General features: G+C 31.1%; 13 protein-coding genes. 10 read left to right on the forward strand and 3 right to left on the reverse strand.

The window, feature by feature from the left end; translation table 11 throughout:
* Positions 1-71: 71 nt before the first annotated feature.
* On the reverse strand, positions 72-479 hold the full coding sequence (locus EQM05_RS02655) for a hypothetical protein (RefSeq protein WP_128748610.1): 408 nt from the start codon (positions 477-479) through the stop codon (positions 72-74).
* A 116-nt stretch (positions 480-595) separates the two neighbouring features.
* The gene (locus EQM05_RS16330) at positions 596-718 is read right to left on the reverse strand and encodes a hypothetical protein (RefSeq protein ID WP_279222123.1); all 123 of its coding nucleotides are present in this window, start codon (positions 716-718) and stop codon (positions 596-598) included.
* 329 nt (positions 719-1,047) lie between these two features.
* Between EQM05_RS16330 and EQM05_RS02660 the strand changes: the two genes are divergently transcribed.
* The 4 genes from EQM05_RS02660 to EQM05_RS02675 are packed head-to-tail and all read left to right on the forward strand — an operon-like array spanning position 1,048 to position 3,581.
* A complete protein-coding gene (locus EQM05_RS02660) occupies positions 1,048-1,749 on the forward strand; it encodes an ABC transporter ATP-binding protein (RefSeq protein WP_128748611.1) in 702 nt (233 codons plus the stop codon).
* Complete coding sequence (locus EQM05_RS02665) at positions 1,742-2,473, forward strand: hypothetical protein (RefSeq protein WP_128748612.1); 732 nt, start codon at positions 1,742-1,744, stop codon at positions 2,471-2,473. The genes EQM05_RS02660 and EQM05_RS02665 overlap by 8 nt, the downstream gene beginning before the upstream one ends.
* A 10-nt stretch (positions 2,474-2,483) precedes the next feature.
* Positions 2,484-2,855: a GntR family transcriptional regulator gene (locus EQM05_RS02670; protein WP_128748613.1), complete on the forward strand. Its 372-nt coding sequence runs from the start codon at positions 2,484-2,486 to the stop codon at positions 2,853-2,855.
* Positions 2,856-3,581, forward strand: coding sequence for a LiaF domain-containing protein (locus tag EQM05_RS02675; protein WP_128748614.1), 726 nt, complete (start codon positions 2,856-2,858; stop codon positions 3,579-3,581). It begins immediately after the preceding gene.
* A gap of 55 nt (positions 3,582-3,636) precedes the next feature.
* On the opposite strand, the gene EQM05_RS02680 is transcribed toward EQM05_RS02675, so the two are convergent.
* Positions 3,637-4,278 (reverse strand): lysoplasmalogenase, encoded by a 642-nt coding sequence (locus EQM05_RS02680; protein WP_128748615.1) that lies wholly within the window; start codon positions 4,276-4,278, stop codon positions 3,637-3,639.
* Positions 4,279-4,430: 152 nt separating this feature from the next.
* Here EQM05_RS02680 and EQM05_RS02685 point away from each other — a divergent pair, with 152 nt between their 5' ends.
* The 6 genes from EQM05_RS02685 to EQM05_RS02710 all read left to right on the forward strand — a co-directional run bounded on the left by EQM05_RS02685 (position 4,431) and on the right by EQM05_RS02710 (position 12,084).
* Positions 4,431-7,499 (forward strand): sigma 54-interacting transcriptional regulator, encoded by a 3,069-nt coding sequence (locus tag EQM05_RS02685; RefSeq protein WP_128748616.1) that lies wholly within the window; start codon positions 4,431-4,433, stop codon positions 7,497-7,499.
* 178 nt (positions 7,500-7,677) lie between these two features.
* Positions 7,678-8,154 carry a PTS sugar transporter subunit IIA gene (locus EQM05_RS02690; protein WP_128748617.1) on the forward strand — a complete coding sequence of 159 codons (477 nt, stop codon included), beginning with the start codon at positions 7,678-7,680 and terminating at the stop codon, positions 8,152-8,154.
* Positions 8,155-8,209: 55 nt separating this feature from the next.
* The gene (locus tag EQM05_RS02695) at positions 8,210-8,497 is read left to right on the forward strand and encodes a PTS sugar transporter subunit IIB (protein WP_128748618.1); all 288 of its coding nucleotides are present in this window, start codon (positions 8,210-8,212) and stop codon (positions 8,495-8,497) included.
* 138 nt (positions 8,498-8,635) lie between these two features.
* A complete protein-coding gene (locus tag EQM05_RS02700; protein ID WP_128748619.1) occupies positions 8,636-9,910 on the forward strand; it encodes a PTS transporter subunit IIC in 1,275 nt (424 codons plus the stop codon).
* Between the two features lie 88 nt (positions 9,911-9,998).
* A complete protein-coding gene (locus EQM05_RS02705; RefSeq protein ID WP_128748620.1) occupies positions 9,999-11,036 on the forward strand; it encodes a galactitol-1-phosphate 5-dehydrogenase in 1,038 nt (345 codons plus the stop codon).
* A 16-nt stretch (positions 11,037-11,052) separates the two neighbouring features.
* On the forward strand, positions 11,053-12,084 hold the full coding sequence (locus EQM05_RS02710) for a zinc-binding dehydrogenase (RefSeq protein ID WP_128748621.1): 1,032 nt from the start codon (positions 11,053-11,055) through the stop codon (positions 12,082-12,084).
* Positions 12,085-12,097: the final 13 nt, after the last annotated feature.

Below are 12,097 nucleotides of genomic sequence, written 5' to 3' on the forward strand. Positions count from 1 at the left end.
TTCCTGCCTTAGATATACGGCTCTTTTATTCAATAGTGTTGATAAAGTAACAAATTCCCGTTAGGGACAAGTCAATTAAAACTGACTTCAGCATTTCTCATATTTGTATATGTATTTTTGGCAGTAATTTTACTTATTTGTTCTATAAATTTATTTATTGCAAATGAGCTATTATTAAAATTGGAACTTTTTAAGAATTTGAATAGGCTCAAATAATTATTTAAATACTTTGTTGCTACTCCCCTAAAACGGTGCATCCATTCCATGCAATTGCATCTGTATTTCACTGCTTCAGAGCTATTATCAAGATATTCATTAATCTCCCTTATGTTCTTTTTCTTAAAGTACAGAGCAAAAAATTGCTTTGGCCTTGAACATGCCTTTTTATTATTATTGAGTATTTTGCCAATAAAATTGTCGATATCATTTGCGTACATTCTGCCAGTGCCTACGGCCCTGGAATAAATATTATTATGCAAATCCAGTACTGTAAGTACACAAACCTTTTTATTTGTAATATTTATATGGCTTACGCTTTTGTCATGTACTCTTTTTTCATCATGTTCAATGCTTTTCTGTCCCTTCCGGGAGAACTTTAAGAAAAAATTTTCGATGTTTTAGGCAATCCATTTACGTTCTTTATTTTAATTGGCTGCCTGCCGGCATAGGATTTTTGCAAATCTTTTTTATCATCTAATAAAACTATAATTGAAACCATTTTTAGTTATTAAAACCTATAATCCACTTAATCAATTGAGTTTTTGGTTTTTCTGCAAAGAAAAACTACCTTATTTAATCTTTGTTCTTTAATCTTTGTTCTTTTGATGAAGTCCTATTCACATCAACATTATTATTTAAAAGAGCCATAGGTGTCTGTTAGAAAATAAATATCTAATCACCGTAGCAGTCCCAAAAGTCTTTGAGGATTGGATATTTTATGACAGCCCCCTTTTTATGTATATTTGTATTGACAATATCGAGGTACTAGTGTACTATGTAAGTATAACACTAGTACAATTATTAGATATAGATAGGGAGGGAAATTCATTGGATACAATTTTAAAAGCTGAAAATGTTACAAAGAAATACTTAAACAAGACAGCACTGGATTCCATGAATCTGTCAGTAGAAAAGGGAAAGGTAATGGGACTTTTAGGGCCAAATGGAAGCGGTAAAACTACTTTTTTAAAGATCGCAGCAGGGCTTCTTACAAAAAATTCAGGTACTGTTGAAATTAATGGAGTACCTGTAGGCAGAGAAACCAAGGCTTTTGTTTCATATCTGCCGGATAAACAATTCTTATATAAGTGGATGAAAATTAAAGATGCATTTGATTATTATCAGGATTTTTTTAATGACTTTAATAGAGATAAGGCTGTGAAATTACTTAAATTTATGAATTTAGATGAAAGCATGAAAGTTTCAGCATTATCAAAGGGAATGACAGAAAAGCTGCTATTAAGTTTATGTCTGTCAAGAAATTCAAAGTTATATTTGCTGGATGAACCTTTAGGGGGAGTTGATCCTGTTACAAGAGAAAAGATACTGGATGCCATATTGGATAACTACAGTGAGAATAGTTCAATTATAATAACTACACATCTGGTGTCAGATATAGAAAGACTTTTTGACAGTGTATCATTCATACAGGAGGGTAAAATAGTTTTAGAGGGAAATGCTGAAGAATTAAGAAATGAAAGAAGCATGTCTATTGATGAAATTTACAGGGAGGTATTTAAAGATGCATAATATTATAAAATACGAATTCAAGGGACAAATTAAGAATATTATAGGAATGTTTGTAATATTATCATTTGTAAATCTTGTAATACTCTATTATAGCAAGGTGTTAACAATACAGGGTTCAGCAGCACTTACATTTGTCACAGGATTTGCAGCTTTTATTGCTGTTTTAATTGCAGGGATTCAAACATTTACAAGAGATTTATATGATGATACAGGATATTTATTATATCAAACACCAACTAAAGGAATATATATAGTAGGAGGCAAAATAATTTTTTCTGTAATTCAGGTTATTTTCTTAACATTAATAAGTTTTTTATTTATGCTTCCTTATATATTAAAAGCAGATAACTTACCATATCCAACATTTAGTTCAATAGTTTATATGGGAATTGTATGTGTATTTATGTATTCCTTCTTACTTTTAAGTATATATTTTTCAGCAGCTGTATCTAAATTAATAGCCAAAAGTAAAAAATGGGGTACATTAAGCGGATTTTTAATATTTATTATATTTTGGACATTATTTGGCAAAATAGGTGATTTCCTTGGAAATATTTTTAACTATAGTATTAACTTCAATATATTTATACTTAAAAATGCATATATGAGCTTTACTGCTCCAAGTATATCACTAAATATTGCGTACATGGTTTTCGAGATAGTTGTATTTGTACTGTTACTCATGGGGGTTTCATACATTATTGAACAAAAGATTGATCTATAGGGTGATAATTATGGATAATAAATTTAATGAAAATATGCCAATATATTTACAGATTATCAATAAAATAAAATATGACATTATAAGCGGAAATTTAAAGGGGGGAGAAAAATTGCCATCAGTAAGAGAAATGGCTCAAATGCTCAAAGTAAATCCTAATACACTTCAAAGGGCTTATCAGGAACTTGAACGGCAGGGAATTACCTATACTCAGAGAGGTATGGGTACCTTTGTAAGCGAAGATGAAGACACTATTATGGGTATAAAAAGGGAAACATCAAAGGAAATGGTGATAAATTTTATTAATGGAATGAAAAACCTGGGATTTTCTGAAGAAGACATAATATCAATTATAAAAGAAAATTTAGGGGGGTATGATATTTAAATGAATAAAAGGTTAATTTTTTTAGCTGGGATGTTAACTTGCTCTTTAGCTCTGTCAGCCTGCAGCATTAATATAAATGATAATAATGATAATGCAGAAATAACAGATACTATACATGAATCTAAAAATATAGACCTAAGCGGAGAAAATGCATTGACTTCAGATATCACCATGGGAGTTGGCAGACTTAATATATCATCTGATACCAATAAGCTGTTTGAAGGAAATTTTGACTATAATGTTAAAAAGTTAAAACCAGAAATATCATATAGCAGTAATGTACTGAAATTAAGTCACAACAAAATGAACCAAAATATTTCAGGAAACAATTATAAATGTGACTGGAATTTAAAATTCAATCCTAAAGTTCTTATGTCTATGGATATAAATATGGGAAATGGGTCTGGTAATCTTGATTTTTCAAAGATTAATCTAAAAAGCCTTTCAGCAAAATTTGGTGTTGGAGATTATTTAGTAGATTTAAGAGGAAGCTATAATCAGGATGTAAATGTAAGCATCCAGGGTGGAGTAGGAAAAGTAAAAATAATACTTCCAAAATCCACTGGGGTTTCTGTTAATTGTGAGAAAGGTGTGGGATCTGTAAGGGCCGCAAACTTTACAAAAGAAAACAGCTCTTACAAAAATGATGCCTACGGAAAGACAAAGAACAGCATTAATGTGGATGTAAAAGCTGGTGTAGGAGATATAGAATTAGAATTAAAGTAAAGTTATGAGGATTTTCTGCATCATTAGAAAATCCTTAATATTTAATTTTTGTTATTTAATCAATAAATCCTGCAATGATTAGAAGCTGAGCCATAGTATAGGTGAGCATAACAATCATTTCTCTGCAGGTGTTTTTTGATTTAAATGCATTAAATGCAAGCACTGTATCTGATATAACAAACAGTATTGAACCTATAAATGGAAGCCAAAACTGATATCCATGAACAGTATATATACGGAGGAAACTTGAAAAACTCATTAAAATTAATACAATAAAATATAAGAGACCCTGGAACTTTATTGATTTTATAAATGGAGAAATCTTATTGTATATAATAAATCCATAAATTAAGTAAGGTAATAAAAAGATGTAAATGTAAATAGGTATCTTGCTCAATAATACTGGAGATAAAAAAGCTGAAATATAGAATATATGACCTAATAAGAAAGAAAATAAACCTAAAGTAAAAAAGACACCGCTGCCTAGAAGAAAGGTATCACCAAGAAAGCCAAAAATTAATGCCAAAACAATCATGCAGCTGGGATGTGATGAGCTGCACAGGTAAGCAGACAAAAGTACTGGCATTAACAATGGCTTTGTTATGGTTCTCATAGCTTTATTATGATTTCTTATGGAAGTAATATTTAAAATAGATAAAACTAAAAATAAAATAAAAAGAAAAATTTTCATATTCATTTAATCACCCTCTAATTAAAGTATAATCAAGACGATTGAAATTTAAAACCTTTTCATTTAAACTATTCATAGGGGAGATTTCTAATATTATAAATTTGTGTAAATAATGTGTATTTATTAACAAATGAAACATTAGTGGGGGGGTATAAGTTGTGATTGAGGATGATATACTTAAACTTATTCAAGGGGAGGATAAGAAGAATCCGTTAACTGATAATGACATAGCAAGAATGGTAAATACAACAAGAGAATATATAACAGAATTTAGAAAAAGAAATAATTTACCTAATTCTCGTCGAAGAAGGGAAGAGATCTTATTTGATGATATAAAAAAAATTATAAAAGATAATACAAATATTTCAGACAATTTGTTGTGTAAGAAATTATCTATGATTGGATATAAAATTTCCAGATTTTCAGTAACGCAAATCAGAAAACAGCTTATCGTGGAAAGAACTTCCGAATGTTCAGTTAAAAGAGAAGGACAAATAAAAGACACAAAAAATGTAGTACAGACAACTGCAGGAAAAGTAACAAATAATACTGAAGATAATGTTAATGAAAATACTGATGAAAATGTATACGAAGATAAAGTAGAAGATATAGTAGAAAATGCAGATAGTAAAATTGTAGAAAATGTAATAACTACTGAATCAAATGTGTCGCAGGGCATTGAAACAAATAATCATAGAAATAATAATTTGAGGGAGATTGTGGGCTATAATGGTTCCTTAAGAAATCAGATAAAACAAGCGGAGGCTGCAGTTTTGTATCCTCCACACGGACTTCATACTCTGATTTTAGGACCTTCTGGTGTAGGCAAGAGCTATTTTGCAGAATCTATGTATAATTTTGCAGCTAACTCATTAAAATCAAAAGGTAATTTTCCATTTATAATTTTTAATTGTGCTGATTATGCTGAAAATCCCCAGTTGCTACTCTCCCAATTATTTGGATATACAAAAGGTGCATTTACAGGTGCCAATACCGATAAAGTTGGATTGGTAGAGAAGGCAGATAACGGTATCTTATTTTTAGATGAGGTACATAGGTTACCTAGTGAAGGACAAGAAATCTTATTTTATTTACTTGATAAGGGAAAATATAGAAGACTAGGAGAGACTGAAAATAACAGAAGAGCTAATATTATGGTAATAGCAGCTACAACTGAAGATCCAAAATCTTCATTATTATTGACTTTTAGAAGGAGGATACCTATGATAATAGAACTTCCTCCTATTAATAAGAGACCAACTAATGAAAGATATGTGTTAATTAAGAACTTCTTTTCACAGGAAGCTGCAAGAATCAAAAAGGAGATTACTGTTAAGTTTGATGTTGTTAGGTCTTTATTATCATATGATTGTCCAGGAAATATAGGGCAATTAAGGAGTGATATTCAAGTAGCATGTGCTAAAGGTCTCTTAAATTCATTAAGTAATAATTTATCTGATGTTATTATTCAGATAACAGATTTACCGGAGCATGTTCCATTAGGCTTGCTAAGTGTTGAAAGCAGAAATTCTATTCCAAATGATATATTTAATGATGATTTAGTTGTTAATCCCAATAATGTTAATACATATAAATTAAAAGAAGATAGATATTTGCTGCCTGACGGTATATACAATAATATAGAAGAAGAATATTACAATCTTGAAAAACAAGGCCTTGAAAAGGATGAAATTAATAAAATTATATGGAATAAAATGAAAACTGAACTAAATAGATTTGCTAAGAACATGGAGTCAAATATGCAGTTCCACAAAAATGAGTTAAAAAACGTTATTGATGAAAAAATTTTAAATGTTGTAGAAAATGTAACCAATATGGCAAAGGATTACATAGGTAATTTAAAGGATAACTTTTATTATTGTGTTGCTGTACATTTAAGTTCTACCTGTGAAAGGCTTAAAAAGGGGAATGTAATAAAAAATCCCCAGCTGGATTTTATAAAAAGTGAATATTTTAATGAATTCAGAGTGGCTAAAATATTGACTAAGGAAATAAATAAAAGTTTAAATATAGAACTACCTGAGGATGAGGTAGGCTTTTTAGCCATGTATTTAAAAACGTTTTCTTCTGTAGATCAGGAGGTGAGCAGGGTAAATGTTATTGTATTAAGTCATGGACATGTAGCCTGCGGCATGGCAGATGTTGCGAATAAATTATTAGGTACAAATTTAGCGGTTGGAATTGAAATGTCACTTGATGAGAGTCCTCAGCATCTTCTTGAAAAAACTATAGAAACTGTGAAAAAGGTATATGAGGGTAAAGGCTGTTTATTATTAGTTGATATGGGGTCTTTAGTAACCTTTGGAGAGATTATAACTAAGCAAACCGGAATCCCAACAAGAGTAATTGGCAGGGTAGATACTGTAATGGTATTAGAGGCCGTAAGAAGGGCATTATTATCTAATAGTAATATGGATGAAATAGCTGATGCCATAGATGGTGATAAGTCCTTTGTAGGAAAAGTAAAAGGAATTAAAAAATACCCAAAGACAATAATTACAGTTTGTATAACTGGTGAAGGAACTGCCTTAAAAATTAAAAAATATCTTGAAGATGTACTGGATAGTTATAATGAAAATTTAGAAATTGTACCCATTGGAATTATGAATATGGAAAATACAAAGAATGAAATTCTTGAGATTAACAAAGATCATAATATAATAGCAGTAGTTGGAACTATTAATCCGGAAATACCAGGTATACCATTCATTTCATTTCGAGATATATTAAAGGAACCTGGTAAATTGACCTTAAAGAATTTAATAGGAATTAAGACTATAAATCCATTAACTAGAGTAATAAATAAAAATCTAATACAAATAAGAGATGATTTATTTTCAAAAAGTGAAGTGATTGATGAAATGTGCGGATTGATGCAGAAAGATGGAGTAGTAAATCAAGATTTTATTATGAGCGTATATAAAAGGGAAATCATGGGGAGTACAATAGCTGCAGGTAATATAGCAATACCACATGGCTTATCTGATTTCGTTGAAAAATCATCAATATGTATTTTAAAGCTTCAGAATTCAATTACATGGGAGAATGATAATAAAGTCAATATAATAATTATGCTGGCCTTAAAGGAGAATGATAAAGATATAATCCTCAAGCTGTTTGAATTAATGTCAAATGAGGAAATAGTCCATAGATTAGAACATATGACATATGTTGATGAAATTGAAGATTTATTTCTTAATCAATAATATTATGTATTTTTTATATCTACTTGAGATAGAAGTTTAAGAACTTCTATTTTTTTTATCAATTTATAATATTGTTACCTTTTCAACATGCCTTTGGCACAAATATTGCTTTATTATTTATTACGAAAGAATAAGTAAATAAAAGTTGATTTAATTTATGCAAAAAGGAGGGAACGCGATGGTAACAGTAATTAATGAATATTTACACAAGGAATTAATAACAGTTAACCTTGAAGCTGAATCACCAGAAGATATTTTTTATGCTATGGCTGAAATGTTGAAAAATAATGGTTATGTAAAGGATTCCTTTTACAATGGATTGGTAGAAAGAGAAAGTAAATTCCCAACAGGGTTATTATTAGGAAAATACAATGTTGCAATACCCCATACTGATGCAATTCATGTATTAAAGCCAACAATAGCCATTGCAACTTTAAAGCATCCAGTAAAATTTAATTGTATGGATGGCAGTGGAGATGTAAATGTTGAAATTGTATTTTTACTTGCTTTAAATGAACCCCATAGCCAGATAGTGATGTTACAACAGTTAATGCTTTTAATTCAAGATGAAGATATCTTAAGAAATATGCATTTTGCAAAAGATAGTGGAGAACTATATGATATCGTTTCAAAATTTAAATTCGAATATAAATAAGTAGTAAGAAATTACCGCTTATTATATATAAAATAAATAAAAGTGAGGTGATAATATGGGGAAGCAAAAAGTAGTGTTAGTTGCTTGTGGCACAGGAATAGCAACTTCAACAGTAGTTGCTAAAAAAGTAGACGACTTGATAAAAGAAAACAATTTAAATGCACGAGTTATCCAGTGTAAGATGTCAGAAGTTTCTGGATATGAGGATGAGGCGGATCTGTTAGTCACAACTACAATTCCGTCAAGAAACTACAAAATTCCTATAATAAAAGCAATAAATTACTTAACAAATGTTAATACTGGTAAGATTGACAAGGAAATTATAGAAGCATTAAAAGGTTAAAAAACATAGGCCACCATAAAGATGAACCTATGTAATAAAAGTTATACAGAACGCTTTTATTATACCATACCTAAAATATTTATTATAGGATTTAATTTTTAATTTAAGTCAAAAAAATAATAAATAGGGGGAAAATATATGTTACTAAAAATTGTTCAATATATATTAAATTTAGGACCTACGGTAATTTTACCGCTAACTATTACTATAATAGGCATAATATTTGGATTAGGGTTTAAAAAGTCATTTAAATCAGGACTTACAATTGGTATTGGTTTTCTTGGCATTAACCTGGTAGTTGGATTACTTACTAGTAATCTAGGAACAGCAACTCATGAGATGGTTACAAGGTATGGGTTGCATTTAAATGTACTTGATGTAGGCTGGCCTGCAGCAGCAGCAATTAGCTGGGCCTCACCAATTGCAGCAATAATGATACCAATAGCTATGCTGGTAAACCTTGGGTTGTTACTGTTAAAATTCACAGATGTAGTAGACATAGATATATGGAATTATTGGCATTTTACTGCAGCAGGTGCAACAGTTTATGCGCTGACTAGTGGAAATTGGCTTATGGCTATATTAGCAGGTGTTATATATGAAATTGCTGTACTTAAAATTGCAGACTGGACAGCCCCTATGGTACAAAACTTTTTCGGGCTTGACGGAGTATCGTTACCTACTGGATCCACAGCAGCATATGGTCTTATAGGAATTCCTATTGCAAAGGTAGTAGGCAAGATTCCAGGAATAAAAAATTTAAAAGCAGATCCAGAAAGTATTCAAAAAAAGTTTGGCATTTTTGGAGAGCCAATGATGATGGGCTTAATTTTAGGTATGCTTATAGGACTTTTAGCTGGATATGACATAGGTAAGATGCTACAACTTGGTATAGCTATGGGCGGTGTTATGTTCTTAATGCCACGTATGGTTAAAATATTAATGGAAGGCTTAATTCCAATTTCAGATGGAGTTAGAGAATTCCTACAGAAGAGGAACTTAGGCAAGGGTAGGAATTTAACAATAGGACTAGATGCAGCTGTTTCAGTTGGACACCCAGCAGTAATAGCAACAGCTTTAGTATTAGTTCCTATAACACTTTTCTTATCAGTGATACTACCTGGTAACCAGGTTCTACCATTTGGAGATTTAACTACAATATGCTTCTATGTTTCATTCATAGTTGCCTCTACTAACGGTAATATAGTTCATTCAGTTATAACAGGTACTATTGTTATGGCACTTGCATTATTAATGGCAACAAATATTGCACCATTCCATACTGAAATTGCAAAAATGGCTCAATTTACAATGCCAAAAGGTACAACTATGATATCAAGCTTAGACTTGGGTGGTAACTTCTTGAATTGGATAGTAATTAAGATATTCCAATTATTTACAGGTACACTATAAAATTATAAATAATCTAAAAATGTTAAAGAGTGCTTCTACAGTACTCTTTAACATTTAGGTAATAAATTGGCTATTGGAGGTGAAATAAATGAAAGCTGGAGTTTTATATAAAACAGGAGATATTCAATATTCTGATTTTAATGACCCAGTGTGCGATGATGATTCAGTTATTGTAAAAGTAAAAGCATGTGGAATTTGCGGGTCAGATCCTCCAAGAATTTTAAATCATTGGAAATATCCTGTCCCAGCTATTGCAGGACACGAATTTTCAGGGACAATTTTGGAGAAAGGTAAAAATGTAACTGGATTTGATATTAATGAAAGAGTTACTGCAGCACCCTTTATCCCATGTAATAAATGCCGTTATTGTAAGTCAGGAATTTATTCTATGTGCGACAATTATGGAATGATTGGATCAAAAGAATATGGTGCATTTGCAGAATATGTTAAGGTACCTGCTGGGAACCTGGTAAAAATATATGATATGGATTTTGAAGATGGAGCTATGATAGAACCATTAGCAGTTGCTGCACATGCTTTAATAGGAATAGAGCCTCAGCTAGGGGATACTGTAGCAGTTATGGGTGCCGGAATTATTGGTCAGTTAACTATAAACTGGCTAAAGGTTGCAGGGATAACAAATATTATTGCAGTTGATATTTCAGATAAAAAATTAGAAATTTCTAAAGAATTAGGAGCTAAATTCTGCATTAATCCTCTTCATTCTGATTTAGTAAAAAGTATCATGGATATAACAGAAAATAATGGAGTAGATATTTCCATGGAGTGTGCAGGATCAAAAATTACTGAAGAACAATGTCTCCTTATTACAAGGAAAAAAGGTAAAGTTGCATATATTGGAATAGCTCACTCTGATGTTCTCTTAAAGGAAAATGCTTTTGAGGGTATTTTCAGAAAAGAGTTAACATTAAAAGGTTACTTTAATTCATATTCAGCACCCTTCCCTGGAAGGGAGTGGCAAATGAGTGTGGATTATGTAAGATCAGGCAAAATAGTACTGAGGAATTTAGTATCACATAGATTTAAACTAAGTCAAATTAAAGAGGCATTTGATATGATTGGGTTAAAAAAAGAAGAATATAATAAAATATTAATTATGCCATAGGGAGGGTGATAATATTATGGAGGCACTAGCAAAGCTGGAAAAAGGATATAACCATATGAAACTGATAAATATTAAGGAGCCTGAATATAATGATGATCAGGTTAAAATTAAAGTAAAATATACAGGCATTTGTGGATCAGATATACACACTTTTAAAGGTGAATATAAAAATCCTACTGTGCCTGTGGTATTAGGACATGAATTTTCAGGTGAAGTAGTTGCAGTAGGAAAAAACGTTGAAGGAATCAAAGTTGGTGATTATGTCACTAGTGAAACAACCTACTCCATTTGCGGAACATGTGAATATTGTAAAACTGGAGATTATAATCTATGTCCATCCAGAAAAGGATTAGGAACTCAGGTTAATGGCAGTTTTGCCGAATATGTTGTTGCCAGAGGCAAAAGTGTTCATGTACTTCCTAAGGAGGTAGATCTTTTATCTGCAGCACTAACAGAACCATTGGCATGTACTGTACATGCAGCAATGGAGAAGGTCAAAGTAAATGATAATGAAAAAGTATTAGTTTTCGGGCCTGGCCCCATAGGATTAATGACAGCACAGGTTGCAAAGGCCAATGGCGCATTTGTAATAATTGCAGGAATAGATAAAGATTCAAATAGGTTAGAAGTTGCTAAAAAAATAGGTATTGATGAAGCTATAAATTTACAGCAGGAAAACCTGGAAGAAGCAGTAAATAAGCTGACAAATGGCTATGGAGTGGATAAAGTTTTTGAATGCTCTGGATCAATACAAGCCTTAAACAGTGGTTTGAATTTACTAAGGAAAAAAGGTGCTCTTGTTCAGATAGGCTTATTTGCTAAATCTTTAAATGAATTAAATGAAGAAAAAGTAATTCAAAAGGAGATTACCTATATAGGAAGCAGAAGTCAAAAGCCAAGTTCTTGGGATAAAGCACTTAGATTAATGGCTGAGCATAAAGTTGATGTAAAATGCTTAGTTTCAGATATATATAAACTAAATGATTGGGAAAAGGCCTTTGATAAGGTTATGAAGGGTGAAGGAATAAAAGTAGTAATAGAATCTTAAAGGGAGTGATTTT

Source organism: Clostridium sp. JN-9 (assembly GCF_004103695.1).
GTDB lineage: Bacteria > Bacillota > Clostridia > Clostridiales > Clostridiaceae > JN-9.